Consider the following 26829-nt stretch of genomic DNA (forward strand, 5'->3'; position numbering starts at 1 on the left):
AGTGTGATATGGAACAGACAAGCTTTTACAACATGAAATTTAGCGGGCCGGAAGCCGGGGATTTTACGCCGCTGGCCGGCATGCGTAATGCCCATCTGCAAACGGTGCTGCCACGCCTGCTGCGGCGGCAGATCAACCTCGATCCCTGGTGGCAGCGTCTCGATCTGCCCGATGGCGATTTTGTCGATCTCGCCTGGAGTGAAGATCCGCAGCTGGCGCAGCACAAACCGCGGGTGGTGTTGTTTCACGGACTGGAGGGCAGTTTCCACAGTCCCTATATTCACGGCCTGATGGCGATCTGTCGCGCACGCGGCTGGCTGGCGGTGGTGATGCATTTTCGCGGATGTAGCGGCGAACCTAACCGGCTGAACCGCATCTATCACTCCGGCGAAACCGAAGATGCGCGCTATTTTTTGCACTGGTTGCAAACCCGCTGGGGCCGGGTACCGACCGTGGCGGTGGGTTTTTCGCTGGGCGGCAACATGCTGGGCTGCCTGCTGGGCCAGCAGGGATCCGCTGTGCCGGTTGATGCGGGCGTCATCGTCTCCGCGCCGCTGCTGCTGGCGCCGTGCAGCCTCAAGCTGGAGCGCGGCTTTTCACGCTTTTATCAATACTATTTACTGGCGCAGCTGAAGAAGAATGCCCGGCGCAAACTGCACGCCTGGCCGGAAACGTTGCCGGTGAACCTGGCGCAGCTTAAAGCGCTACGCCGGCTGCGCGACTTTGATGACGCAATCACCGCCCGCGCCCACGGTTTCAGCGATGCGGCTGACTATTATCAGCGCGCCAGCGCCCTGCCGTGGCTGAAACAGGTCGATAAGCCGCTGCTGATCATTCATGCCAAAGATGACCCGTTCATGAGTGATGAAGTGATACCGCACAGCAGCCAATTATCTGCCACTATTACTTATCAACTGACGCCGCACGGCGGTCACGTTGGCTTTGTCGGCGGGACGTTGCGCCAGCCCGAAATGTGGCTTGAACAGCGCATACCCCAGTGGATTGCCCCTTTTCTGGAAACCTAATGTTGTGATTATTCCCTGGCAACAGGTCTCACCTGAGACGCTTGAAAATCTGATTGAAACTTTCGTACTGCGTGAAGGCACCGACTACGGCGAGCAGGAACGCAGCCTGAACGAAAAAGTGGCTGACGTGCGCCGCCAGCTGGAAACCGGCGAAGTAGTGCTGGTGTGGTCGGAACTGCATGAATCGGTCAATATCATGCCGCGCAAAGAATTTCGCGGCTGATGCAGCCAGCGGCAATTCATGGTAACAATGCGCATGGCCCGATTTCACAGGGAGCTTTTTTATGTCAGCACGCCATCCGATAATCGCCGTCACCGGTTCCAGCGGCGCGGGGACCACCACCACCAGTCTCGCGTTCCGTAAAATTTTTCAGCAGCTTGATCTGCACGCAGCCGAACTGGAAGGCGACAGTTTCCACCGCTTCACCCGCCCTGAAATGGATATGGCGATCCGCAAGGCGCGCGATTTAGGCCGTCATGTCAGCTATTTCGGTCCGGAAGCCAATGACTTTGGCTTACTGGAGCAGAGCTTCAGGCAGTATGGGCTCGACGGCCAGGGCCAGTCGCGTAAGTACCTGCATACCTATGATGAAGCGGTGCCGTGGAATCAGGTGCCGGGCACCTTTACGCCGTGGCAGCCGCTGCCGCAAAACACCGATATCCTGTTTTACGAAGGACTGCACGGTGGCGTAGTGACCGCCCAGCATAACGTGGCGGAACATGTCGACCTGCTGGTAGGCGTGGTGCCGATTGTTAACCTCGAGTGGATTCAGAAGCTGGTGCGTGACACCAGCGAACGCGGCCATTCGCGTGAAGCAGTAATGGATTCGGTGGTGCGTTCAATGGAAGATTACATTAATTTCATTACGCCACAGTTCTCGCGCACCCACCTGAACTTCCAGCGGGTGCCGACGGTCGACACTTCGAATCCGTTTGCCGCCCGCGCGATTCCGTCACTGGATGAGAGCTTCGTGGTGATCCATTTTCAGGCGCTGGACGATATCGACTTTCCTTATCTGCTGGCGATGCTGCAGGGATCGTTCATTTCGCATATCAATACGCTGGTGGTGCCGGGCGGGAAAATGGGGCTGGCGATGGAGCTGATCATGGGTCCGCTGGTGAAGCGGCTGGTGGAAGGCAAGCGGATAGAGTAAGAGGCCAGCAAAAACCGCTCTGAGAGCAGATGTCTTTAACAAAGATAGTAAAACTGGCTTTCCTGCGGCTAAAGACTTACCCCTGGGCAGGCTTCAGGGAGCATACACCTTTCGCAAAGACGCAAAACCGCTATCCCTGGCAGGCTCAGCGCGGGCCATCCCTGGCCCGCGATGCTTTGCTACAGGCATATGCTCCCTTCGCTTCACGTCCGACAACCGCATCCGGTTTCAGGAAGGTCGCTACAGACAAACCCTGGGCAGAAAGAATCTGGCAGCAATAGATAAGTTCAACACGCAGGGAACCGGGTCAGAAGAGGAAAGCGTCCCGCGCCAGGGACGGCGCGGGTCGAGCGGCCAGGGATTGGCTTAAGCGACTTTCCGATCTGACCCGGTTCCCTGCCCAGGCACAGTATCAAAACGGATTCCCTGCCCAGGCACAGTCTTAAATCAACCTGCATCAGATACTGGAAGTGAAGTTAGCAGGTCTGCAATGACCCTTGCGGCTATTACAGTTCGATCACTTCATAGCTGTGGGTGATGGTGACGCCTTTACCCAGCATGATAGCGACCGAGCAATATTTTTCAGCAGAAAGATCCACCGCGCGTGAGACCGCCTTATCCTGTAGCGCTTTGCCGCTCACGATAAAGTGCAGGTTGATGTGCGTAAAGATTCGCGGCGCTTCTTCACGACGTTCTGAGGTCAGTTTCACTTCACAATCAGCCACATCGTTGCGACCTTTTTGCAGAATTGAAACCACGTCGATGGCGCTGCATCCGCCCGCCGCCATCAGCACCATCTCCATTGGGCTGGGCGCTTTATCACCCGAATTGCCATCCATTAACACCTGATGACCGGATGACGACTCACCGAGGAATGTCAGTCCTTCTACCCATTTCACTCTTGCCTGCATGATTTTCGCTCCAGAATATGCGGTTTTGCCGTCAGAGTACGCTTTCGCCTGGTAAACAGCAATCCAGAGAAATCCGCTGTTAGCTGAAGCGAGACAACAGAAGACAGTCGGCAAAAGCTGTGCTACAAACAGTGCTGAAAATATTTTTCGTCACCTGATGGCGAAGCCGGGAAGAATGATGCGCACTGCGCCGAATGCAGCCCGAATAATTTCCTGTAAGGGAAACGCTTGAAGCTTTCATCGCCTGACAGGGAAAACTGCCCCCTGTATTTTGGGCACGATTACAACAGAGGATAATAGCGAATGGTTCTCGGCAAACCGCAAACAGACCCTACACTCGAATGGTTCCTGTCCCATTGCCATATTCACAAGTATCCATCCAAAAGTACGCTGATTCATCAAGGTGAAAAAGCTGAAACGCTTTACTACATCGTGAAAGGTTCCGTTGCGGTTCTGATCAAAGATGAAGAAGGCAAAGAGATGATTCTTTCTTACCTGAATCAGGGCGATTTCATTGGCGAGCTTGGCCTGTTCGAAGAAGGTCAGGAGCGCAGCGCCTGGGTACGTGCGAAAACCGCGTGCGAAGTGGCGGAGATTTCCTACAAGAAATTCCGTCAGCTGATCCAGGTTAACCCGGATATCCTGATGCGACTGTCGTCGCAGATGGCGCGTCGCCTGCAGGTTACGTCTGAAAAAGTGGGTAACCTCGCTTTCCTCGACGTGACCGGACGCATTGCTCAGACTCTGCTTAACCTGGCGAAGCAGCCAGACGCCATGACGCATCCCGACGGCATGCAAATTAAAATTACTCGTCAGGAAATTGGCCAAATCGTTGGTTGTTCACGTGAAACCGTGGGCCGTATTTTGAAGATGCTGGAAGATCAGAATCTGATCTCTGCACACGGCAAAACCATCGTCGTTTACGGCACCCGCTAATTCCTGTCACCCACGGCGTGATGGCAACATCGCGCCGTTATTGTTTGTGTTGGGCCGATGTGGCGTCGAATTATTTACCATCCTGAAGTCAACTACGCCTTGCGGCAAACCCTGGTGCTCTGTCTGCCCGTGGCGCTGGGCTGGCTGGCTGGCGACCTGCAAAAAGGTCTGCTGTTCTCGTTAGTTCCCGCCTGTTGCAATATCGCCGGTCTGGATACCCCGCATAAACGCTTCTTCAAACGCCTGATTGTCGGCGGCAGCCTGTTTGCGCTCGGCAGCTTTCTGATTCAGTGGCTGACGCAGCACGCCATTCCGCTGCCGCTGATTCTGTTCGCCTTGCCGTTGCTGCTGGGGGTCACCGGCGAAATCAGTCCGCTGCACGGCCGCCTGCTGCCCGGCACCCTGATCGCCGCCATCTTCACGCTGAGCCTGATTGGCCGTATGCCGATCTATGTGCCGCCGCTGCTCTATATCGGCGGCACGCTATGGTATGGGCTGTTTAACTGGTTCTGGTTCTGGCTGTGGAAAGAGCAGCCGATGCGTGAAAGCCTGAGCCTGATCTACCGCGAACTGGCCAACTATTGCGATGCCAAATATACCCTGCTGACCCAGCTGACCGACCCGGAAAAGGCCCTGCCGCCGCTGCTGGCGCGCCAGCAGAAAGTGGTCGATATGATCACCACCTGTTACCAGCAGATGCACATGCTTTCCGCCAGCCGGGATCACAGCCATAAGCGGCTGACCCGCGCCTTTCAGGTGGCGCTGGACCTGCAGGAACACATCTCGGTCAGCCTGCATCAGCCGGAAGAGGTGCAGAAACTGGTGGAGCAGAGCCATGCCGAAGCGGTGATCCGCTGGAATGCCCAGACTATTTCGGCCCGCTTACGGGTGCTGGCGGATAACATTCTCTATCACCAGTTACCGGATCGTTTTGGCATGGAGAAGCAGCTCAGCGCGCTGGAAAAAATCGCCCGTCAGCATCCTGATAATCCGGTGGGGAATTTCTGCCTCTATCACTTCAATCGTATTGCGCGGGTGCTTCGCACCCAAAAGCCGCTCTATCAACGTGACCTGATGGCCGATCGCCAGCGCCGTCTGCCGCTTTTGCCGGCACTGCGCAGCTACCTGTCGTGGCGTTCATCGGCGCTGCGCACCGCCGGTCGCTTTGCGGTGATGCTGATGCTGGGCAGCGCGCTGGCGCTGTTTTTCAACATTCCTAAGCCGTACTGGATTCTGATGACCATTATGTTCGTCAGCCAGAACGGCTACGGTGCCACCCGCGTCCGCATCCAGCACCGGGCGCTGGGCACGTTTGCCGGTCTGGTGATTGCGGCTGCCACCTTACGCCTGGCGGTGCCGGAGTCGCTGGTGCTGCTGATCATGCTGCTGATCACCTTTATCAGCTACCGGTTTACCCGCCAGTTTTACGGCTGGTCGATGATTGGTTTTACGGTGACGGCGGTCTACTCGCTGCAGCTGCTGTCGCTGAACGGGGCGCAGTTCCTGCTGCCACGCCTGATGGATACGCTGATGGGTTGCCTGATCGCCTTTGGCGGAATGCTGTGGCTGTGGCCGCAGTGGCAGAGCGGCTTACTGCGGCAGAACGCCCACGACGCACTGGAAACCTATCAGGATGCGCTACGGCTGCTGCTGGGGGCGGAACAGTCGCCGGAGAAACTGGCGTACCAGCGGATACGGGTCAATCAGGCGCACAATGCGCTGTTTAACTCCCTGAACCAGGCGATGCAGGAACCGGCTTTCAACGCTCAGTACCTCAAAGATATGCGTCTGTGGGTCACCCACAGCCAGTTTATTGTTGAGCACATCAATGCAATGACGATTCTGGCGCGCGAACACACCATGCTGACCGCCTCGTTAGCTGAGCGCTATCTGCAGTCCTGCGAAATTGCGCTGCAACGTTGTCAGCAGCGGCTGGAATATGACGGTGCCAGTTCGCAGGTTAACCTGCTGGATGAGGTAGAAAATATTAATGAAGGGCCGGTGACAGTCGTCGAACAGCATGTGCGCCGTATTCTGGATCATCTGAGCGTGATGCACACCATTTCTTCTCTGGCGTGGAGCCAGCGACCGCAACATGGCCGCTGGCTGATCAGACGGTTACGCAAAAACTAAATCAGCCGCTAATCACCTTGCCGACGGCGGCGGCGAAGCGGCGCATGCCCTCTTCGATGTCGGCGGGTTCGATGATCAGCGAAGGTGCAAAACGCATCACGTCGGTGCCGGCCACCAGCACCATTACCCCTTCTGCGGCTGCCGCATTGAGGATATCGCGCGCCTTGCCGCTATGCTGAGGCTTCAGCGCCGCGCCAATCAGCAGGCCTTTGCCGCGAATATCACTGAACAGATCGTACTTCGCATCAATCGCCTGCAGCGCGCTGACAAATTGCTGACGCCGGACGCCAACGCCTTCCAGCACCGCCGGGGTATTGATAATGTCCAGCGCGGTCTCGGCAATGGCGCAGGCCAGCGGATTGCCGCCGTAGGTGGTGCCGTGCACGCCAGGCGCCATGGTAGAGGCGATCTCATGGGTGGTCAGCATGGCGCTGACCGGGAAACCGCCGCCCAGTGCTTTGGCCGAGGTCAGAATATCGGGCTGCACGCCATAGTGCTCATAAGCAAACAGCTTGCCGCTGCGTCCCATACCGCTCTGGACTTCATCCAGCACCAGCAGCGCCTGATAGTGATCGCACAGTTCACGCAGCCCATGCATAAATTCTTCGGTTGCGGGCACCACGCCGCCCTCGCCCTGAATCGGCTCAACCACGATAGCGCAGGTGTGATCGTCGATAACCGCCTTAACCGCAGCCAAATCATTGAACGGCACGTGGACGATATCGGCCGGTTTGGGGCCAAAGCCATCAGAATATTTTGGCTGTCCGCCAACTGTTACGGTAAACAGCGTCCGGCCGTGGAAAGCGTTGTGGAAGGCGATAATCTTACTTTTGAACGGACTGTGACGTTTGCAGGCGTAATAGCGTGCCAGCTTAAACGCCGCCTCATTCGCTTCTGCACCGGAGTTGGCGAAAAACACCCGCTCAGCAAAGGTGGCGCTGATTAACTTGCTGGCGAGACGCAGCGCCGGTTCGTTGGTGAAGACGTTACTGGTATGCCACAGCGTTTCGCCCTGGCTTTTCAGCGTTTCCACCAGCGCAGGATGGCAATGGCCGAGCGCGGTCACGGCGATGCCGCCCGAAAAGTCGATATACTCTTTGCCCTGCTGATCCCAGACGCGGCTGCCCTTGCCTTTCACCGGCACGAACTGCGCTGGTGCATAAACAGGCAAAATAACGTTATCGAACGTTTCCCGTGTGACCGCAATTTTTTCGGCTGCCATTAGTGACCCCATTTGAATGATTGTTGTACTGCCATGAAATAATAATCACAAAATATGCATAAAAAATCACTTAAAGGCAAACTATTGCGACAGGAAGTTGCGCAGCAGCTGGTGTCCCTGCTCGCTGAGAATGCTTTCAGGATGGAATTGCACCCCTTCCAGCGCCAGAGTTTTATGGCGGATCCCCATGATTTCGTCGGGTTGACCGTCACGCAGGCTCCAGGCGGTGACTTCAAAGGCGTCAGGCAGCGTATCGCGTTTTACGATCAATGAATGGTAACGGGTGACGGTAAGTGGATTATTCAGCTGGCGGAACACGCCGCTGTTGCTGTGCTGAATCAGCGAGGTTTTACCGTGCATCACCTGACGGGCGCGCACCACCTCGCCGCCCCACGCCTGAGCAATCGCCTGATGTCCGAGGCAAACGCCCAGCACCGGCAAACGTCCGGCAAAGTGGCGAATCGCCGCCAGTGAAATACCGGATTCGTTGGGAGTACAGGGTCCCGGGGAGATCACCAGATGGGTCAGCGGCAGCGCATCCATTTGCTGCAGGGTGATGGCATCGTTGCGCACCACCCGAACCTGCGCGCCCAGCTCGCAGAAATATTGATAGAGATTCCAGCTAAAGGAGTCGTAGTTGTCGATCAGCAGCAGCATGACTAATCCAGAGTGGTTAACAGCGCCGCTATTCTACGCGGTTACGTCGGCTCGCTCACCACTTTCGCAAATACCTGCTCCAGCGGCTGCAGGTCGCCGGCAACGCCTGCCTGATTCGCCGCCCGCCAGCTTTCGGCATCGGTCGCCTCCCATGCCAGCAGATAACCAGCATGCAGCGCCAGCTGCTCGAAAAAGATGCGTTGCGCCCGGCCATTTCCTTCCCGGAAAGGATGCAGCACGTTGATTTCACAGTAGTAGTGGGCGATACGCTGTACAAAGGCGTCACGCGGCAGGTCGGCGAGGCCGTTTTCCTCTTCCAGCGCCGCCATCAGCGCATTGCCCTCTTTTTCGATATATTCGAAATGGCAGAACGGCGTCTCGTCGCGCCAGATATCGATGGTGCGCAGCTCACCGGCCCAGCTGTAAACATCCTGGAACAGGGTACGATGAATCAGCCGCAGCCACGGCAAGCCGGCATTACGCGGGCCCAACTCCAGTGTCGCCAGCCGAGCCGCACTGAAGCTCAGTTCCGCTTTACGCAGCTGGACAGCGTCGTGAATATCGAGCAGGTTCTTCAGCACGTTGTCGTTATGCCACAGGTAGGGATCCTGGCTGACCGCGATATTAGAGACCATATTGCCTCCTCAGCGAAGCCAGTCGTGCCGCCGCCTCGTCGCCTTTTACCGCAGATTCATTGTGACTGAAGCCTTCCAGCCGACAGCTGGCCTGATAGCTGGCGCTGCGCCGCTGTTGCCACAATGTGGCCTTTTGTTTCTCGGTGAGTTTGTTCGCCATGCCGCCTCCTGCTCAGGTTTTTGCCCTAAGTATAAGAGCATTTTCTGGCTTTGCCGGAGGGGGGAAAGCGCCGCCATCGACAGATGACGGCCTGAAGCGTTAAGGCAGAACTTTAGCGGAGAGGATAACTACCGGTTTAGACGGGACATTCTGGTAAGGACCGACATCTTTGGTCGGTACCTGAGAAATTTTTTCAGCCACATCCTGACCTTTCACAATCTTACCGAATACCGCATAGCCAAAATCACGCTGGCCATGGTCGAGGAACGCGTTATCGGCCACGTTGAGGAAGAACTGGCTGGTGGCGCTGTCTTTATCAGCGGTGCGGGCCATTGAGATGGTACCGCGCAGGTTACGCAGGCCGTTATCCGCCTCATTTTTGATCGGCGCATTGGTCTGCTTCTGCTGCATGTCGGTGGTAAAGCCGCCGCCCTGCACCATAAAGCCTGGGATCACGCGATGAAAAATGGTGTTGTTGTAGAAGCCACTGTTGACGTAATCAACAAAGTTTTTCACCGAGACCGGCGCTTTTTGGTCATTCAGTTCGAGTTCGATATTGCCGGCGGAGGTGGTGAGCAGAACATGAGTATCGCCTTTTGCGGCCAGGGCCGAGGCAGAAACAGATGAGAGCGCTAACAGGGTAATCGCCGCTGTTAAAGTACGTTTAAACATGAAAGATTCCTTACCTTGGAGAGCTAGCTCAAAAACGTGATTGATTGTAAAGAGCATGTAATACAAGAGCCAGCGTTTTACCTATATTTACGCTGCGGCTCAAAAAGCGCGAGCAATCGATAAACCCCGGCAATTGCGTGATTAAAATCACACAACACATGAAATGTAGATCTCCAGTTTCACTGGTTGTTTATTAAGATCACAGTTCCGTTTACACTTTCTGACACTTTTTGCCACCGGTTTCCTAACAGGTTCAGAACATGACAAACCGTAATCGTATCGGCCTTACCTGGATAAGCTTCTTCTCGTATGCGCTTACCGGCGCATTGGTGATCGTCACCGGCATGGTAATGGGCGATATCGCGAAAGATTTCCAGATCCCCATCTCCAGCATGAGTAACACCTTCACTTTCCTGAACAGCGGGATCCTGGCCGCCGTTTTCCTCAATGCCTGGCTGATGGTGATCGTGCCACTCAAGCGCCAGCTGATTTTCGGTTTCGTCCTGATGGTACTGGCGATTATTGGCTTAATGACCAGCCGCGATCTCAGCATCTTCTCGCTCTGCATGTTCGTGCTGGGTGTGGTCAGCGGCATTACCATGTCGATCGGGACATTCCTGATTACCCACATGTATGAAGGACGCCAGCGCGGCTCACGCCTGCTGTTTACCGACTCCTTCTTCAGCATGGCGGGCACGCTGTTCCCGGTGCTGGCGGGTATCCTGCTGGCGCGTCAACTGCCATGGTACTGGGTTTACGTCTGCATCGGCTTTATCTATGTGGCGATTTTCATCATGACGCTGTTTGTCGAGTTCCCGGTGCTGCGCAAGCCGGAAAACAGCCCGACGGTTGAAAAGGAAAAATGGGGCGTTGGCGTGCTGCTGCTCGCGGTTGCCGCCCTGTGCTACATCCTCGGTCAGCTCGGTTTTATCTCGTGGGTACCGGAATACGCCACCAAAGTGATGGGCATGAATATCGATAATGCCGGACAGCTGGTTGGCAGCTTCTGGACCGCCTATATGGTCGGAATGTGGGCGTTCAGCTTCCTGCTGCGCTTCTTCGATCTGCAACGTATCCTGATGGTGCTGGCTGGCCTGGCGACGCTGCTGATGTACTGGTTCGTCAGCAGCCAGGATGCCGGCATGCTGAAGTGGATCATTATGGTTCTGGGCTTTAGCTCCAGCGCGATTTACACCACCATCATCACGCTCGGCTCACTGCAAACCAAAGTAGCTTCACCAAAACTGGTGAACTTCATTCTGACCTGCGGCACCGTCGGCACCATGCTGACCTTTGTGGTTACCGCGCCTATCGTCGAGAAGAGCGGCGTACATACCGCGCTGGTCACCGCTAACGGGCTGTATGCGGTGGTGTTTGTCATGTGTGTCCTGCTGGGACTGGTGACCAAACATCGTTCGCACGGTCACGTCACCCATTAATCTTCTCCGGGCGGCGATCCCTCGCCGCCCTGCTTGTCAGCGCCGAAAGTCGACGCGCTCCTGCTCCCGCCAGTAAATCTCACTCTCTGCCGGTCTGGTTGCCGCAATCACTTCGCCGCGACGCAGTGAGTAGCGCACCGGCACCTGCCTTCGTACCGCATCAAAACCGCTCTCAGCAGGCAGAATGATCAGGCTGGCCTCGTGGCCGCTCTGAATACCGTAGCCGGATAGCTGCAGGGTTCTGGCGCTGTTGTGGGTAATCAGATCTAAGCCGGCATCAATCTGTTCGTAACCCATCAACTGGCAGACGTGTAATCCCATATGCAGCACCTGCAGCATATTGGCGGTGCCCAGCGGATACCAGGGATCAAATACATCATCGTGCCCGAAGCAGACGTTGATCTCCGCCTCCAGCATCTCTTTCACCCGCGTAATGCCGCGCCGCTTAGGATAGTGGTCGAAACGGCCCTGCAGATGAATGTTAACCAGTGGATTAGCGACAAAATTAATGCCTGACAGTTTTAACAGACGGAACAGCCGCGAGGTGTATGCGCCGTTATAAGAGTGCATAGCGGTGGTGTGGCTGGCGGTGACCCGTGCGCCGTTACCGTCACGATGTGCCAGTGCCGCCACGGTTTCGACAAAGCGCGACTGCTCATCGTCAATCTCATCACAGTGCACATCAATCAGCTTGTCGTAGCGGTTGGCCAGCGCAAAAGTTTTGTGCAGTGACTCAACGCCATATTCGCGGGTGAACTCGTAATGCGGAATCGCCCCGACGACATCTGCGCCGAGCCGCAATGCTTCTTCCAGCAACGCTTCACCATTGGGATAAGAGAGAATGCCCTCCTGCGGAAAAGCGACAATCTGCAAGGTTATCCACGGTGCCACCTCTTCTTTCAGCTCCAGCATCGCTTTTAACGCGGTCAGGCTGGGGTCGGAGACGTCGACATGGGTACGGACAAACTGAATGCCGTTGGCGATCTGCCATTTCAGCGTCTGTAATGCCCGCTGCTTCACGTCCTGATGGCTGAGCAGCGCCTTGCGCTCAGCCCAGCGCTCAATGCCTTCAAACAGCGTACCGGACTGATTCCAGGCCGGTTCACCGGCCGTCTGGGTGGTATCGAGATGAATATGCGGCTCAATGAACGGCGCACAGGCGAGGCCGCCCTCACCGTCAAGCGATGCTTCAGCCGGCGTCGCCTGCTGCGGCTGGGGAGTGATACGGGCAATGTGACCGTCGGCAATTTCAATCTGCCATAAGCCCTCTCGCCAGGGTAAACGCACGTTATTAATCCACTTAAGTGAAGCCATTAGCCGCTCCTTTTCCGGTTAACCGTCTGCGGTTAAAACTAGCACGATTCACCGCGTCGCGGACAACGCCGTTATTCCCTTTACAGGCTCGTCGGATAAAGTTAATTCAAATCAACCACATACCTCTAAATAGGTATATGGAGGGGCGGTTGATGTATATCAATGAGCGTCAGAAATGGCGCGCTATTGTAGCCGCAGATATCGTAAATTTGAGGCAAAAATGAGCAAGCACAATGTCGTCATTATCGGTAACGGCATGGTCGGGCACCGTTTTATAGAAGAATTACTTGAGAAAGCTGAGCCTGACCAGTTTTCGCTAACCGTCTTTTGTGAAGAGCCGCGTGTCGCCTACGATCGTGTCCACCTTTCCGCCTACTTTTCCCACCATACAGCCGAAGAGCTCTCCCTGGTTCGCGACGGGTTTTATGAGCGGCATCAGGTCAATCTGCTGCTGGGTGAGCGTGCCATTACCATCAACCGCGACGAGAAGCTGATCCATTCCAATACCGGCCGCGCGGTGCATTACGATACGCTGGTCTTTGCCACCGGATCTTATCCGTGGATCCCGCCGATTAACGGCGCGGAAGGCAGCGACTGCTTTGTTTATCGCACCATCGAAGATCTGAATGCTATCGAAGCCTGCTCGCGCCGCAGCAAACGCGGTGCGGTGATCGGTGGCGGACTGCTGGGGCTGGAAGCGGCGGGCGCGCTGAAAAACCTCGGGGTCGAAACCCATGTGATTGAGTTCGCGCCGGTGCTGATGGCCGAGCAGCTTGATCGACAAGGCGGCGAGCAGTTACGCCGTAAAATCGAGCAGATGGGTGTGCGGGTGCATACCGGTAAAAATACCCAACAGATCCACCATCACGAGCACGGCGGTAAAACGCTGCAGTTTGCCGATGGCACGGAGCTGGAGGTTGATTTCATCGTCTTCTCGACCGGTATCCGGCCGCAGGACAAGCTGGCGAAACAGTGTGGATTAGCGCTGGGGCCGCGCGGCGGCATCGCCATTAATGACCAGTGCCTGACCAGCGACAGCGATATCTACGCCATCGGTGAATGCGCCGCCTGGCAAAACCGGGTCTACGGACTGGTGGCACCCGGCTACAAAATGGCGCAGGTTGCCAGCGATACCCTGCTGGGCCGTCCTAACGCCTTCACCGGCGCTGACATGAGCGCCAAACTGAAATTGCTGGGCGTCGATGTGGGCGGCATTGGGGATGCGCGTGGCACCACGCCTGGCGCACGCAGTGTGGTGTGGCTGGATGAGAGCAAATCGATCTACAAACGCTTAATCCTCAGCGAAGACCAGCAAACTCTGCTCGGCGCGGTGCTGGTGGGTGATACCAGCGACTACGGCAATCTACTGCAGCTGGTACTGAATGCGATACCGCTGCCGGCTAATCCGGAAGCGCTGATTTTACCGGCCGGCAGCGGCGAAAAACCGGCCATCGGGGTTGACTCCCTGCCCGACAGTGCACAAATCTGCTCCTGCTTTGACGTCAGCAAAGGCGACATCATTAATGCGGTTCAGGCTGGCTGCCACACCGTAGCGGCACTGAAAAGCGCTACCCGCGCCGGCACCGGCTGCGGCGGCTGTATTCCGTTAATCACCCAGGTGCTGAACAGCGAACTGAGCCGTCAGGGAATTGAGGTCAATTATCATCTTTGCGAACACTTCGCTTATTCGCGTCAGGAGCTGTATCACCTGATTCAGGTTGAAGAGATCAAAACGTTTGACGATTTGCTGGCGAAATATGGTCAGGGTTACGGCTGTGAAGTGTGTAAACCGACGGTCGGTTCCCTGCTGTCTTCGTGCTGGAATGAGTATGTGCTCAAGCCGCAACATGCTCCGTTGCAGGACAGCAACGATCTCTACCTCGGCAATATTCAGAAAGACGGCACCTATTCGGTGATCCCGCGTTCACCTGGCGGTGAAATCACGCCCCAGGGATTGAAAGCGGTCGGCGAGATTGCCGAGCGCTATCAGCTCTACACCAAAATTACCGGCTCACAGCGCATCGGCATGTTTGGTGCCCGCAAAGAGGATTTACCCGCCATCTGGTCTGAGCTGATTGCTGCGGGCTTTGAGACCGGCCAGGCCTACGCTAAAGCGCTGCGTATGGCGAAAACCTGTATTGGCAGTACCTGGTGCCGCTATGGCGTGGGCGACAGCCTTGGCTTTGGCGTGATGCTGGAGAACCGCTACAAAGGGATCCGCACCCCGCATAAGATGAAATTCGGCGTCTCCGGCTGCACCCGTGAGTGTGCTGAAGCACAGGGTAAAGATGTTGGCATCATCGCCACCGAAAAAGGCTGGAATCTCTACGTCTGCGGCAACGGCGGCATGAAACCACGCCATGGCGATCTGCTGGCTGCGGATCTCGATCAGCAGACGCTGATCGCCTATCTCGACCGCTTCATGATGTTCTATATTCGCACCGCCGATCGCCTGCAGCGCACCTCAACCTGGCTGGAAAGCCTGGAAGGCGGTATCGACTATCTGCGTAAAGTGATCGTTGACGATAAGCTGGGCCTTAACAATCATCTCGAGCAGGAACTGAAGCGGCTGCGCGCCAGCGTCCACTGCGAGTGGAAAACCACGCTGGAACAGAGCGACAACCTGACGCACTTCGCCCACTTTATTAACTCATCGCAGCGCGATCCGGCGATACAGGTGGTGGCCGAACGCGATCAGCATCGTCCGGCGCGCCCTGAAGAACGCATCGCCGTCACCCTGATTGAGGAGACTGAATAATGAGCCAGTGGAATGCGGTGTGTCAGCTGACACAAATCCTGCCCGCCACCGGTGTTTGCGCACTGGTCAAAGGCCAGCAGATTGCCATCTTTCGTCCGCGTAACGATGAGCAACTGTATGCCATTAGCAATATCGACCCGTTTGCCGAGGCCAGCGTGCTATCACGCGGTATCATCGCCGAGCATCAGTCAACGCTTTGGGTCGCCAGCCCGTTGAAAAAGCAGCATTTTCGTCTTAGCGATGGCTATTGCATGGAAGATGAAACACGCTCAGTGGCGGCGTATCCGGTACGGGTGAATGCCGGTCAGGTCGAAGTCTGTCTCTGATTTTTGTCTACAGCCCGCCGCTGGCGGGCTTTTTTTTTTGAGGACCGCTTATGGACTATTTCCCGCTGTTTTGCCGTTTGCAGGGTAAACGTTGCCTGCTGGTCGGCGCGGGCGAAGTGGCTGAGCGCAAAGCCCGCCTGCTGCTGGAGGCCGGGGCCGATCTGTGGGTTGGCGCACGCGACTTCTCGCCCGCCTTCCGGCAATGGGCACAGCAGCAAGCCGTGACCCTGCTGCCGGGCGAGTTTGATCCGCACTGGCTGACCGATTGCTGGCTGGTGGTCGCCGCCACCAACGATGATGCAGTCAATCAGCAGGTGGCGGCGGTGGCCGAACGTCAGCGAATTTTCTGTAACCTGGTCGATGCGCCGCAGCAGGCCAGCGCCATTATGCCCTCCATCATCGACCGTTCGCCGCTGATGGTGGCGGTCTCATCGGGTGGCCGTGCGCCGGTGCTGGCTCGCTTACTGCGGGAAAAGCTGGAAGCGATGTTGCCGCAACATCTGGGCCAGCTGGCGCAGCTGGCGGGCAACTTACGGGCGCGGGTCAGGCAGCAGTTTGCGTCGATTGCCACACGCCGCCACTTCTGGGAACGTTTCTTTAGCAGCGAACGGCTGGCGCAAACCCTGGCAAACGGCGACGGCGAACGTGCGCAGCAGTTAACTGAGACGCTGTTTGCGGCGGATTTGCCGACACAGGGTGAAGTGACGCTGGTGGGTGCTGGTCCTGGCGATGCCGGTCTGCTGACGCTGAAAGGGCTGCAGCAGATCCAGCAGGCGGATATCGTGGTGTATGACCGGCTGGTCTCTGAGGAGGTGCTAAACCTGGTGCGACGCGATGCCGAGCGGATCTTTGTCGGCAAGCGCGCCGGTCACCACTGCGTCCCGCAGGAGGCGATCAACCAGCTGCTGCTGGAGCAGGCGCAGCGCGGTAAACGGGTGGTGCGGCTGAAAGGCGGCGATCCGTTTATCTTTGGCCGCGGTGGCGAAGAGCTGGAGATGCTGGCGCAGCACCAGATCCCGTTCAGCGTGGTGCCCGGCATCACGGCGGCCTCAGGCTGTGCGGCGTACAGCGGCATTCCTCTGACCCACCGCGATCATGCACAAAGCGTCAGGCTGGTTACCGGGCATCTGCAGAAAGAGGGAACGCTCTGCTGGCAGACGCTGGCGGCGGAGCAGCAAACGCTGGTGTTTTATATGGGGCTGACGCAGGCCGCAGAGATTCAGCATCAGCTGCTGCAGCACGGTATGCGCAGTGATATGCCGGTCGCGCTGGTAGAAAACGGCACCAGCACCCGTCAGCGGGTAGTCACCGGCACCCTGACCGAACTGGCGGCGCTGGCGCAGCAGGTCAGCAGCCCGAGCCTGATGATCATCGGCAGCGTGGTCAGCCTGCGCGATAAGCTGCGCTGGTTTTAACGATTGTGCCACCGGCATAAATGAAAACGGCGGGCTATAAGCCCGCCGTCTGTGCTGTTGGCAATGCCGTTACGGCATGGCGACAAAACCGACAGCCTGGTAGACTTTCTTCAGGGTTTCCTGCGCCTGGGCACGGGCTTTCGCCGCGCCGTCTCGCATCACCTGCTCCAGCAGCGCGTCGTCGTTACGGAAACGATGGTAGCGTTCCTGCAGCTCGGACAGCATGCCTGAGACCGAATCCGCTACCGCCCCTTTCAGGTGGCCATACATCTTGCCTTCGAACTCCTGCTCCAGCTCAACGATGCTTTTTCCGGTCACACCCGACAAAATATCCAGCAGGTTAGAGACGCCCGCTTTCTCTTTCACGTCGTAGCGCACCACTGGCGGCTCTTCGGAGTCGGTTACCGCACGCTTGATCTTCTTCACCACCGATTTCGGATCTTCCAGCAGGCCGATCACGTTATTACGGTTTTCATCCGACTTGGACATTTTCTTCGTCGGTTCCAGCAGCGACATGACGCGCGCGCCTGACTTCGGAATAAACGGCTCTGGCACTTTGAAAACGTCGCCATACAGCGCATTGAAGCGATGGGCGATATCGCGGCTCAGCTCCAGATGCTGCTTCTGATCTTCACCAACCGGGACCTGATGGGTCTGATAGAGCAGAATATCAGCCGCCATCAGCACCGGATAGTCGAACAGGCCGGCATTGATGTTCTCTTCGTAGCGCGCCGACTTATCCTTGAACTGCGTCATACGGCTGAGTTCACCGAAATAGGCGTAGCAGTTAAGGATCCAGCTCAGCTGGGTGTGCTCTGGCACATGCGACTGAACAAAGATGGTGCTCTTTTGCGGATCGATACCGCAGGCGAGATAGAGCGCCAGCGTATCCAGTGTGGCTTTACGCAACGCCACGGGATCCTGTCGAACGGTAATGGCGTGCAGATCGACGATGCAGTAAATGCAGTGGAAATCATCCTGCATCTGCACCCACTGACGCAGCGCACCCATATAGTTGCCAATGGTCAGTTCGCCGGACGGCTGTGCGCCGCTGAAAACAATGGGTTTGCTCATGCTTAAGTCCTGATAATTACAGCCCGAGAGCGGGCAAAAGTTGGTCAAAAGAGTCGAGTGTCAGGCTGGGCTGGCTACTGGCGATCGATTCGCCATAGTTGTAGCCATAGGTCATGCCGATATTGGGCACGCCCGCCGCCTGGGCAGCCTGAATATCGTTGCGCGAATCGCCGATAAACAGCAGCTGATCGGGCAGGACACCAAAGGTGCCCAGCACCAGAAAGATTGCGGCAGGATGCGGTTTCTTCACCGGCACATCGTCACCGCCGATAATCAGCGAAAAAGCCTCGGCAATGCCAAGCGATTGAAGCAGCGGCGCGACAAACGGCGTCGGCTTATTGGTGACAATCGCCAGCGGTAAACCGGTGGCCTGCAGTGCAGCCAGCGTCTGTTTCACCTGCGGGAACAGTGTGCTGCCCGCATCAACCGTGTCAGCATAGTGTTTGTCGAACAGGGCGCGCGCATCGTGCTGCTCGTGCGGCTGCGGCTCACGGCCCAACGCATAGGTCATGGCGCGCGACATCATGATGTCTGCCCCGTTACCAATCCAGGTTGAGACGCGCTCAAGGCCAGCGAGCGGCAGGTTGAGATCGTTCAACGTCCGATCGATCGCTTCAGCGAGGCCCGGCGCGCTATCGACCAGCGTGCCGTCGAGATCAAACGCCAGCGCCCGGATATCAGTGAAATGAGCCATTGGCTTTCTCCAGTTCGTTACGCATCTCATCGATCACTTTCTTGTAATCCGGGTGACCGAAAATGGCAGAACCGGCGACAAACATGTCGGCACCTGCCGCCGCGATCTGACCGATGTTATCAATCTTCACGCCGCCATCCACTTCGAGACGGATATTGTAACCGCTCTGATCGATACGCTTGCGCGCTTCACGCAGCTTATCCAGCGTACCTGGAATAAACGACTGGCCGCCAAAGCCCGGATTAACCGACATCAGCAGAATAATATCCAGCTTATCCATGACGTAATCGAGGTAGCTCAGCGGGGTTGCCGGATTGAAGACCAGCCCGGCTTTGCAGCCATGTTCTTTAATCAGCTGCAGGGTGCGATCAACGTGCTCGCTGGCTTCGGGATGAAAGGTGATGTAGGTCGCGCCTGCACGGGCGAACTCGGGGATCAACGCATCCACCGGTTTGACCATCAGGTGGACATCGATCGGCGCGGTAATGCCATAGTCGCGCAACGCTTTCAGTACCATCGGTCCCATGGTCAGGTTGGGAACATAGTGGTTATCCATCACGTCGAAGTGAACTACGTCGCCTCCGGCCTCCAGCGCTTTCGCGGTATCTTCGCCCAGGCGAGCAAAGTCCGCCGAAAGGATTGAAGGGGCCAGCAAATATTGTTTCATCCGATTCTCCCACTGTTGTGCGCCAGCCCTGCGGCTGGCGTAATGCGTTGGTCGCGGACGAAACAGACTAGCTATAGAGCGCCAGCAGTTCGTCGACCTTAGTGCGACCGGCTATGCTTCGGCTAATGGAACGCCGGGCTTTGACCACATGTAACACTGCATCCTGATACCATAAACGCGTCAGTGCAGTGTCGTGGTTAGAAATCAGTACCGGAATCCGGTGTTCTGACGAGGCCAGCTGTGCCGCTAACGTCGCCAGGTGCTGCTGCTCGCGCAGGCTAAAACTGTTGGTGTGATAAGCCGTAAAGTTCGCCGTCGCCGACAGCGGCGCATAGGGCGGATCACAATATACCACCGAGCCTTTAGCGGCATTGGTCAGGGTAACATCGTACGATTCACAGACAAACGTCGCTTTTTGCGCGCGCTCGGCAAACCATAACAGTTCTGCTTCCGGAAAGTAGGGTTTGCGATAGCGGCCAAACGGCACGTTGAATTCACCACGCAGGTTATAGCGGCATAAGCCGTTGTAACAGTGACGATTCAGATAGAGGAAAAGCAGCGCGCGCTGATAGGCATCGGTGCTGAGATTAAATTCGGTACGACGCAGGTAATAGCAGGCTTCGTTGTTCCCTTCCGGGGTAAACAGCAGCTGCGCGTCACGAATAAAATCCGCCGTGCGCGTTTTGACAATGTTGTAGAGATTGATCAGATCGCTGTTGATATCGGCAAGATGGTAGCGATCGAAGTCGGTATTGAGAAACACCGATCCCGCACCAACAAACGGCTCAATCAAGCAGTCGCCTTGCGGCAGGTAGCGATGGATCTCTTCTACTAAGGGAAATTTCCCCCCTGCCCATTTCAGGAAAGCGCGATTTTTTTTCATGCTGTCGTGGTTATTACATCTTATTGTGAGGCTGTGGCTGGACCGACAGCAGATCTGCGCTTAAAACGGGGCCAGTAACGCTGGCCCCACATCAATTATTGACTGGCTTCTTTCTTAACCTGGCTAACCGGTTTAACCCACGGATTCTGTGCCCGGACTTCCGCTGGCAGCGATGCCACAGCGCGTTTGGCATCCGCCGGTGTTGCGTATGATCCACTCACCAGCACGTACCACGACTGACCGTTGCGGGTGGTTTTGTAGACGTGATACGCACTCAGATTCTGTTTTTTCGCCCAGGCATTCAGGCTTTCCGCTTTGGACGCGCCGCTCAGTTGCAGCGTATAGCTGCCGCCTGGCAGTGATTTACTGGCTGAACCGCTGCTGGCTGCGGCCGTACTGCTGGCCGCGGTATTGCCGGCTGGCGTACGGGCCGGCGTGGTATGCGTCCGGCTGTCACTGGTCGCAGGCTTCGAAGCGGTCTTATGGCCGGCATCGTGCGCAGGTCGCGTCGGCGACGTCGTTTTGTTCGGCGTCTGACGGCTGACCGGGGCAGTGACCGGATTTGCTGCAGTGCCGGCATTGCCACTGACGGTGGCGGGCGCAGTCGGCAGCGAGCTGCCATTTTGCGCGCCGGTCGCGGCACTGTCGACCTGCTGCTGCTGATTCGTCAGCGCGCTGTTGAGATCGCCTGGTAAGGTGACGCGCTGCTGATTGGCTGGCGTATCTACCGGGGCTGCCTGAGTTGGCGTTGAGGCCACCGGCGGCATTGAGACATCGCGCTGCGGATTGCTGGCGGCATCACCACTGGCCGGCGCACTGTTTTCCGCCGCCGTCGGCGAAGTCTGTCCGCCCGACATTGAGGAGGAGCCGGTCAGATCGATATTTTTCTCGCTGTTCGATCCACCGCCAGTGGCGGGCGCATTGCTGCCGGTCGCAGGTTTTTTATCGTCCGGGCCATTCAGCGCCGAACCAATGCCCAGCACCAGTAACAACAGCACCAGAATGCCCACACCCATCATGATGCGCTGGCGCGAAACCGGTATTTTGGCTGCGGTAGACGCCTTACGTGGGCGCGAGGGACGACGGTCACTGGCGTCAGGTTTTAACTCGTCTTCCGGTTTGAACTCATCCATTATGCCTCCTCCGTAAAGCGGCATTCCGCACTGCGCACCCGGCGCGCCGCGTCACCACTTAACTGCTTAATTTCAAGATTTCTGGCAATCGTTAATTGCAGCCAGCACCATATCATGCGCCACGCCGCCACGCACTTCAGAGCGGCCAATCGACAGCGGAAGCACCAGCCGTAATTCACCCGCCAGCACTTTCTTGTCGCGCATCATATGGGGCAGGTACATCTCTGCGCTCATCTCCTGCGGACCGTGCACCGGTAAACCGGCACGCTGCAGCAGCGTGATAATACGTTCAGTCTGCTGTGGGCTGAACTGGCCCAGACGTTCAGCGGTACGCGCGGCCATTACCATGCCTGCAGCAATCGCTTCACCGTGCAGCCAGTTGCCGTAGCCCATCTGCGCCTCAATGGCATGACCGAAGGTATGGCCGAGATTGAGCAGTGCACGCTGTCCGGTTTCCCGTTCATCGGCAGCCACCACCTCCGCTTTCAGTTCACAACAGCGACGGATGCAATAAGCCAGTGCCGATTCATCCAGCGCCAGCAAGGCGTCAAGATTCTGCTCCAGCCACTGGAAAAACGCACCATCAAGAATAATGCCGTACTTAATCACTTCGGCCAGACCGGACGCCATTTCACGTGCCGGCAGCGAGCGCAAACACGCGGTATCAATCACCACCGAAGCGGGCTGATAAAACGCGCCAATCATGTTTTTGCCGAGCGGATGGTTTACGGCTGTTTTGCCGCCAACCGAAGAGTCAACCTGCGACAGTAAGGTAGTCGGCACCTGAATAAAGCGCACACCACGCTGATAACTGGCTGCAGCAAAACCGGTAAGATCGCCAATCACGCCACCGCCTAAGGCGATTAGCGTGGTATCACGACCGTGCGGTTTTTGCAGTAAAGCGGTAAAGACCTGATCCATCACGGCCAGCGTTTTGTACTGCTCGCCGTCGGGTAAAATCACCTGATCCACTGTCACACCCGCCGCCGTCAGCAGCGCTGACAGTTTGTCGAGATAAAGCGGAGCCAGCGTCTGGTTAGTCACCACCATGGCGTTTTCGCCCGCGGTCAGCGGCCAAAAAGAAGCCGGATCGTTAAACAGTCCGGCGGCGATAGTGATGGGGTAACTGCGTTCCCCCAGTGAGACGGTGATCTTCTCCATGATGCTCGATACCTGTTAAAGAGCCTTCGAACGTTGGATCAACTTTTTTCCAACATGTGGATAATCTGATTCGCCACCACTTTCGCACTTTGATCATCTGTGCGAATAGTCACATCGGCGATCTCTTCGTAAAGCGGGTTACGTTCGCCAGCCAGCGCTTCAAGCACTTCACGCGGCGGTGAATCCACCTGCAGCAACGGACGTTTTTTGTCACGCTGGGTGCGCGCCAGTTGCTTTTCGATGGTGGTCTCAAGATAAACCACGACGCCGCGGGCGGAGAGACGATTACGCGTTTCCCGGGATTTGACGGAGCCACCACCTGTTGCCAGGACGATGCCTTGCTTTTCAGTCAGTTCGTTAATGATTTTTTCTTCGCGATCGCGAAAGCCAGCTTCGCCTTCGACGTCAAAAACCCAGCCCACATCCGCTCCGGTGCGTCGCTCAATTTCCTGATCGGAATCGAAGAACTCCATGTTGAGTTGCTGAGCCAACTGACGACCAATAGTGCTTTTGCCGGCACCCATCGGCCCAACCAGAAAGATATTGCGTTTCTCTGCCATTTTGTCGGTATTACTAAGAATTCGTTAATGATACCCCGCGTTCAGCATTTGCTGGCGGGACAGGAACTGAGACCTCATGAGCGTTAGCAAGAGTCAGACGAAAAATTATCTCAACACTCAAGGCTGTTTGGCAACCGATTATATTGCCTGCAGCTGATCCATTTCTGAATTGGCCTGTGGTTCGCGAAACTGTAACGCGCCAGCGCTGCGTCTTTACAACGCTGCTCACAGAGGAATTTTCTGATCTGTTTGCTGGGATTTACCCAACATAGACGGTTACACCGTATTGAAAATCGCTAAACCTTGTAAGCTAATTCCTGCCCTGCGTCAATTCGGAAGGCCTTCTGGGACGCATTTTCCGTTTTATCCAGCCGTAAGCGCTGCTTCCCTGACCAATCGCGGCGTAATGAAGATGACCAGCTCCCTTTTTTTGCGCTGCTCTGATTGCTGACGAAACAGCCCGCCGATCAGCGGCAGCTTACCCAGTAACGGCACCCGGTTTTCGCCCCGGGTTCGCTGCTGTTGAAAAATGCCGCCCAGCGCCAGCGTCTGCCCATCCCTGACCGTGACCTGAGTTTCAATTTCCTGTTTATCAATCGAGAGCACCTCGCTATCACCGGTCCGGATGCTGCGGCCCGGCATGTTCTGGCTGATGTGAATATTGAGCTGGATACGGCCATTGCCGGAAATGCTGGGCGTGACTTCCATGCCCAGTACCGCTTCTTTAAATTCAATACTGGTGGCGCCGCTGTTGCCCGCCGACACTTCATACGGAATTTCGGTGCCCTGTTTGATCGAAGCCGTTTGCTGATGGGAGGTAAACAGACGCGGGCTGGCGATAATTTCGATCTGGTTCTCCTGTTCCAGCGCACTTAACTCCAGGTCCAGCAGCTGTCCACCGATGCGTGCCAGCGCCACTCCGACACTCACGCCAGGCGAACTTAGCGCCAGCGGAATCGCCAGCTGCGGATGATGAAGCGCCTCAGTCACCGCCGCCTCGCCCGCCTGTAATCCCCAGTTCACGCCGAGCTCATGTAAATGCTCTTCGCTGATGGTGACGATATGCGCCGCCAGTTCAATCTGCTCCAGCGGCAGATCCAGCGCCTTAAGCCAGCGCTCTGTCTGCTGTAATGCCGCCACCGTATCACGCAGTAACAGCGTGTTGGTGCGTTTATCGACCGTCACGCTGCCACGCGGAGTCATCAGTGATTGACGCTCAGCCAGCAGGCTGCGGTGTATCTCGCTGGCACTGGCATACTGCAGCAGCACCGCGCGCTGTTGCAGCGGCAGCTGTTGCAGCCGCTGCTGCTGTTCTTCATCGCGGGCTTGCCGTTGCGCCTGCTGCCAGCTTGCCGGATAGACCAGCAGCACATTCTCGTGCTCAACCAGCGTCAACTTTGCCATGCGCGCCACCAGCTCCAGCGCCTGCTGCCACGGCACGTTATCCAGCCGCAGCGACAACGATCCCTCAACCTCCGGCGCAATAATCAGGTTGATCTGCTGGTAGTCTGCCAGGGCCTGTAAAATGCGTTCAACCGGCGCATTATCAAAGGCCAGGCTGAGGCGCTGCTCGTCAGCGGCCCAGGCCGGCGACAGGCAGCTTATTGCCAGCAATAACGTCATAATCCTTCTCATGCGGGCTTCCTTTTAAATAAAATGAATGGCGTTGCCCACTGCAGCTGTTTTTTATCGCCAGAGTCAGGCTGCGCCGGTCGATGGCGATAAGCTGCCACGGCGTCAGGGCAAAAGGTTGTTCGGCGCGTATCGCCCTCACCTGCCCCTGCGGCGTAATCAGCCAGCCGTGAAAACGGGATTCCCGGCCAACGATTCCCTGCAGCCGCCAGCCGGTCAGCGGTTCCACCGCTGGCAGGCAGGCGGCCCCGGCAAGCGGCTGAAACGGATCGCGGGCCGGCGCGCTGCCGCAGCACAGCAACAGAATCAGCAGGCTACGGCGCATCGTCAGGCTCCAGCCAGAGTTGCGCCACCAGATGCTGTGGCTGAGCCAGCAGCAGGAAATGCAGCGGAAACGGAGCCGCCGCCTGCGCAAGGTCAGCAAACAGCGGCTGAAATTCCAGCCATTGCAGATGCAGCGTCAGGGTGCGTGGCTGGATATCGGGCTGCCACTGTTCAAGCTGGTCGCGTCGTGAAGTGAGGAGAATTTCAATCGCCTGCCCTGATGTCGCTGAGGCTCCTGACGCAGGGCGCGCTGCGGGCGGTATCAACTCTGCCTGAAGCCGCGCATTCGGCGGATTCTGCTGCCACTGCTGCTGGCGCAGCTGCAGCTTCTTCGTCAGTGGCTTCAGCCGCTGCTGTTCCGCCGCCAGCGCCGTGAGTTCCGGCCGCAGCCACACCAGCCAGCTCAGCATCAGTAAGCCGACAGCCACTGCCGCCAGCGTGCCGTAGCGGGCAATTCCCTTCAGCTGCCACCAGCCCGCCCACCACTCACTCACCGCCAACCGCCCGCAGCTGCGCCCGCAGGGTAAAATGATATCCCCCGCCAGGCTGACGCTGAACGCGGCCCTGCGCGACCCGGCTGAACAGCGCCAGCGCTGCCAGTCGTTGACGAAATTGCCGTATCGCCTGCATATCCTGCGCCTGGCCGTCCAGCGTGAACTGTCTGTCGCGTTTCTCCAGCCGCTTCAGCCAGGCGGTCTCAGGCAGCAGCACGGGTAAATCCAGCCAGAATTGCTGCCAGGCGGCCCGCTGCATCGCCTTTTCCTGCTGCTTATTATGCCGCTTTTGCTGAGCCGCCAGCTGTTCCATCAGCGCTTTCTGCCGGGATAAGCGTGCGAGAATATCGTCCAGCGCCAGCTGCACCGTGGCGGTTTCCGCTGCGGCCCGCTGCTGCTGCGCCTTTATCCGCCAAAACTGCAGAATCACTATCAGTATCAGACTGACGGTGACCAGCAGCAGTACCGTCAGGCTTTGCCGCTGCTGCCGCGCTGCGCGTCGCTGTCGCCAGGGCAGCAAATTGACCGCCACCATCAGCAATCCTTAATCCGCAGCGCCAGACCGGTCGCCAGCGCGAAGGCACCTGGATTGGCGGGTAACGGCGGCTGCTTATACTGGAACAGATCAAAGGGTGAGAAGGGCGTCACGGCTGCAGGCCAGGTCACCGGCTGCGAGGCACAAGCCAGAATTTGTGAGGCCTGCGGAAATGCCTGCTGTTGCAACGCCTCAATAGACACTGCGTCTCCCGCATCCGCAGCGGTTTGCCCATCGCTCCACAGCCAGCGCTCATCCTGCTGCAATAGCAGCACGCTTCCGGCAGGTAACCGGGCCTGTTGGGCCAGCCGCTTCAGTGCCCCGGTAGTCAGTTCAAACACCTGAGGCGTTAGGCCAGCCTGCAATAGCGGCGCGGCCCACTGGTCGATCACCTCCAGCCGGGCGGCGGTAACGCAAAGCTGACCGCCGACGTCGTCATGCCGGTAATCCAGCGCCAGCGCGTCAGGCTCCAGCGGGAAAAGACGCCGTGCTGCCGCCTGCACATAGTGCCCCAGAGCCGGCTCGTGCAGTGGCTGTGACGGAAGCGATAACCGGCGCTGTAATACCAGCTGAACCGGCAAACCGACACGCAGCGAATAGCGCCGTGGCAGGCGCTGCCGCCAGGCGGTTAAGACCGCCAGTAATTCAGGCGAAGATTGCAGCATGCCGTTTCTTAACGTATCTTGCGGCAGCCGCTGCTGCCACCAGTGGCGTAGCTGCCAGCCATCGCGTTGAGGCTGGAGGGCCAGGGCACAAATCTGCCTATTCTGAATATCCAGCCCAATTTGCCAGGTATGAAAAGCCATGCGCGCGATCTCCTTATCGTCCGGGAAAATGGACATATCAAAGCGTCTGGCTTGCCTTTATACTACCGCGCGGTTGTTTATAAACTGCTCAAACGACAACAGATGGGAA

At 57.1% G+C, this 26829-nt stretch carries 28 protein-coding genes; 9 read left to right on the top strand and 19 right to left on the bottom strand.

The genetic code is table 11. The features are described 5' to 3' along the window. The first annotated feature begins 8 nt into the window (after positions 1 to 8). The 3 genes from AC6I8I_RS18160 (at position 9) to AC6I8I_RS18170 (ending at position 2179) form a co-directional block, all read left to right on the top strand. A complete protein-coding gene (locus AC6I8I_RS18160; protein ID WP_312054401.1) occupies positions 9 to 1025 on the top strand; it encodes a hydrolase in 1017 nt (338 codons plus the stop codon). Positions 1026 to 1029: 4 nt separating this feature from the next. Then, positions 1030 to 1248 carry a YheU family protein gene (locus AC6I8I_RS18165; RefSeq protein ID WP_094120254.1) on the top strand — a complete coding sequence of 73 codons (219 nt, stop codon included), beginning with the start codon at positions 1030 to 1032 and terminating at the stop codon, positions 1246 to 1248. A gap of 61 nt (positions 1249 to 1309) precedes the next feature. Then, positions 1310 to 2179 (top strand): phosphoribulokinase, encoded by an 870-nt coding sequence (locus AC6I8I_RS18170; protein ID WP_312054399.1) that lies wholly within the window; start codon positions 1310 to 1312, stop codon positions 2177 to 2179. 506 nt (positions 2180 to 2685) lie between these two features. Here AC6I8I_RS18170 and AC6I8I_RS18175 read toward each other — a convergent pair. Further along, positions 2686 to 3090, bottom strand: a complete 405-nt coding sequence (locus AC6I8I_RS18175) for an OsmC family protein (protein WP_031376804.1) — start codon at positions 3088 to 3090, stop codon at positions 2686 to 2688. Positions 3091 to 3393: 303 nt separating this feature from the next. Here AC6I8I_RS18175 and crp point away from each other — a divergent pair, with 303 nt between their 5' ends. Beyond that, positions 3394 to 4026: a cAMP-activated global transcriptional regulator CRP gene (gene crp, locus AC6I8I_RS18180; RefSeq protein ID WP_000242758.1), complete on the top strand. Its 633-nt coding sequence runs from the start codon at positions 3394 to 3396 to the stop codon at positions 4024 to 4026. Positions 4027 to 4083: 57 nt separating this feature from the next. Beyond that, on the top strand, positions 4084 to 6159 hold the full coding sequence (locus AC6I8I_RS18185) for a YccS/YhfK family putative transporter (protein ID WP_312054397.1): 2076 nt from the start codon (positions 4084 to 4086) through the stop codon (positions 6157 to 6159). Position 6160: 1 nt separating this feature from the next. On the opposite strand, the gene argD is transcribed toward AC6I8I_RS18185, so the two are convergent. The 5 genes from argD to ppiA form a co-directional block, all read right to left on the bottom strand. After that, a complete protein-coding gene (argD, locus tag AC6I8I_RS18190) occupies positions 6161 to 7381 on the bottom strand; it encodes a bifunctional acetylornithine/succinyldiaminopimelate transaminase (protein ID WP_312054395.1) in 1221 nt (406 codons plus the stop codon). A gap of 81 nt (positions 7382 to 7462) precedes the next feature. After that, complete coding sequence (locus AC6I8I_RS18195) at positions 7463 to 8038, bottom strand: aminodeoxychorismate/anthranilate synthase component II (protein ID WP_312054393.1); 576 nt, start codon at positions 8036 to 8038, stop codon at positions 7463 to 7465. Between the two features lie 41 nt (positions 8039 to 8079). Then, on the bottom strand, positions 8080 to 8673 hold the full coding sequence (locus tag AC6I8I_RS18200; protein ID WP_312054392.1) for a putative adenosine monophosphate-protein transferase Fic: 594 nt from the start codon (positions 8671 to 8673) through the stop codon (positions 8080 to 8082). Continuing rightward, the gene (gene ficA / locus AC6I8I_RS18205) at positions 8663 to 8833 is read right to left on the bottom strand and encodes a FicA/YhfG family antitoxin (RefSeq protein WP_312054390.1); all 171 of its coding nucleotides are present in this window, start codon (positions 8831 to 8833) and stop codon (positions 8663 to 8665) included. The genes AC6I8I_RS18200 and ficA overlap by 11 nt, the downstream gene beginning before the upstream one ends. A gap of 99 nt (positions 8834 to 8932) precedes the next feature. Then, positions 8933 to 9505, bottom strand: a complete 573-nt coding sequence (gene ppiA / locus AC6I8I_RS18210) for a peptidylprolyl isomerase A (protein ID WP_031376799.1) — start codon at positions 9503 to 9505, stop codon at positions 8933 to 8935. Positions 9506 to 9765: 260 nt separating this feature from the next. Between ppiA and tsgA the strand changes: the two genes are divergently transcribed. Further along, positions 9766 to 10944: an MFS transporter TsgA gene (tsgA, locus tag AC6I8I_RS18215; protein WP_031376798.1), complete on the top strand. Its 1179-nt coding sequence runs from the start codon at positions 9766 to 9768 to the stop codon at positions 10942 to 10944. A 36-nt stretch (positions 10945 to 10980) separates the two neighbouring features. Here tsgA and AC6I8I_RS18220 read toward each other — a convergent pair whose 3' ends face one another. Continuing rightward, the gene (locus AC6I8I_RS18220; RefSeq protein ID WP_497828163.1) at positions 10981 to 12258 is read right to left on the bottom strand and encodes a cytosine deaminase; all 1278 of its coding nucleotides are present in this window, start codon (positions 12256 to 12258) and stop codon (positions 10981 to 10983) included. A 220-nt stretch (positions 12259 to 12478) separates the two neighbouring features. Here AC6I8I_RS18220 and nirB point away from each other — a divergent pair, with 220 nt between their 5' ends. Genes nirB through cysG form a run of 3 tightly spaced genes read left to right on the top strand, consistent with a single transcriptional unit; the run spans position 12479 to position 16757 of the window. Continuing rightward, positions 12479 to 15016: a nitrite reductase large subunit NirB gene (nirB, locus tag AC6I8I_RS18225; protein WP_497828164.1), complete on the top strand. Its 2538-nt coding sequence runs from the start codon at positions 12479 to 12481 to the stop codon at positions 15014 to 15016. Next, a complete protein-coding gene (nirD, locus tag AC6I8I_RS18230) occupies positions 15016 to 15342 on the top strand; it encodes a nitrite reductase small subunit NirD (protein WP_312054383.1) in 327 nt (108 codons plus the stop codon). Before nirB ends, nirD begins: the two co-directional genes overlap by 1 nt. Before the next feature lie 50 nt (positions 15343 to 15392). Beyond that, complete coding sequence (gene cysG / locus AC6I8I_RS18235; protein WP_312054382.1) at positions 15393 to 16757, top strand: siroheme synthase CysG; 1365 nt, start codon at positions 15393 to 15395, stop codon at positions 16755 to 16757. A gap of 69 nt (positions 16758 to 16826) precedes the next feature. Here cysG and trpS read toward each other — a convergent pair whose 3' ends face one another. The 12 genes from trpS to pilM all read right to left on the bottom strand — a co-directional run bounded on the left by trpS (position 16827) and on the right by pilM (position 26720). Continuing rightward, complete coding sequence (trpS, locus tag AC6I8I_RS18240; RefSeq protein WP_497828165.1) at positions 16827 to 17831, bottom strand: tryptophan--tRNA ligase; 1005 nt, start codon at positions 17829 to 17831, stop codon at positions 16827 to 16829. A 16-nt stretch (positions 17832 to 17847) separates the two neighbouring features. Next, positions 17848 to 18525, bottom strand: a complete 678-nt coding sequence (locus AC6I8I_RS18245) for a phosphoglycolate phosphatase (RefSeq protein ID WP_497828166.1) — start codon at positions 18523 to 18525, stop codon at positions 17848 to 17850. Continuing rightward, positions 18509 to 19192: a ribulose-phosphate 3-epimerase gene (rpe, locus tag AC6I8I_RS18250; RefSeq protein ID WP_031376791.1), complete on the bottom strand. Its 684-nt coding sequence runs from the start codon at positions 19190 to 19192 to the stop codon at positions 18509 to 18511. The genes AC6I8I_RS18245 and rpe overlap by 17 nt, the downstream gene beginning before the upstream one ends. 67 nt (positions 19193 to 19259) lie before the next feature. Beyond that, positions 19260 to 20075 (bottom strand): adenine-specific DNA-methyltransferase, encoded by an 816-nt coding sequence (gene dam, locus AC6I8I_RS18255; RefSeq protein WP_312054376.1) that lies wholly within the window; start codon positions 20073 to 20075, stop codon positions 19260 to 19262. Between the two features lie 95 nt (positions 20076 to 20170). Continuing rightward, positions 20171 to 21208, bottom strand: a complete 1038-nt coding sequence (locus AC6I8I_RS18260) for an SPOR domain-containing protein (protein WP_497820553.1) — start codon at positions 21206 to 21208, stop codon at positions 20171 to 20173. A 72-nt stretch (positions 21209 to 21280) separates the two neighbouring features. Next, positions 21281 to 22369 carry a 3-dehydroquinate synthase gene (gene aroB / locus AC6I8I_RS18265; RefSeq protein WP_312054373.1) on the bottom strand — a complete coding sequence of 363 codons (1089 nt, stop codon included), beginning with the start codon at positions 22367 to 22369 and terminating at the stop codon, positions 21281 to 21283. 38 nt (positions 22370 to 22407) lie between these two features. Then, positions 22408 to 22929: a shikimate kinase AroK gene (aroK, locus tag AC6I8I_RS18270; RefSeq protein WP_003852989.1), complete on the bottom strand. Its 522-nt coding sequence runs from the start codon at positions 22927 to 22929 to the stop codon at positions 22408 to 22410. A gap of 363 nt (positions 22930 to 23292) precedes the next feature. Beyond that, on the bottom strand, positions 23293 to 24564 hold the full coding sequence (gene hofQ, locus AC6I8I_RS18275) for a DNA uptake porin HofQ (protein WP_312054372.1): 1272 nt from the start codon (positions 24562 to 24564) through the stop codon (positions 23293 to 23295). Next, positions 24503 to 24886, bottom strand: coding sequence for a HofP DNA utilization family protein (locus AC6I8I_RS18280; protein WP_312054371.1), 384 nt, complete (start codon positions 24884 to 24886; stop codon positions 24503 to 24505). The genes hofQ and AC6I8I_RS18280 overlap by 62 nt, the downstream gene beginning before the upstream one ends. Next, the gene (locus AC6I8I_RS18285; protein WP_312054370.1) at positions 24876 to 25379 is read right to left on the bottom strand and encodes a HofO family protein; all 504 of its coding nucleotides are present in this window, start codon (positions 25377 to 25379) and stop codon (positions 24876 to 24878) included. Before AC6I8I_RS18285 ends, AC6I8I_RS18280 begins: the two co-directional genes overlap by 11 nt. Then, positions 25372 to 25914: a PilN domain-containing protein gene (locus AC6I8I_RS18290; RefSeq protein ID WP_312054368.1), complete on the bottom strand. Its 543-nt coding sequence runs from the start codon at positions 25912 to 25914 to the stop codon at positions 25372 to 25374. Before AC6I8I_RS18290 ends, AC6I8I_RS18285 begins: the two co-directional genes overlap by 8 nt. Beyond that, positions 25914 to 26720, bottom strand: coding sequence for a type IV pilus biogenesis protein PilM (gene pilM / locus AC6I8I_RS18295; protein WP_312054367.1), 807 nt, complete (start codon positions 26718 to 26720; stop codon positions 25914 to 25916). The genes AC6I8I_RS18290 and pilM overlap by 1 nt, the downstream gene beginning before the upstream one ends. Between the last annotated feature and the right edge of the window lie 109 nt (positions 26721 to 26829).

It is taken from the genome of Pantoea sp. X-Soil-YNGN-775 (assembly GCF_059730575.1).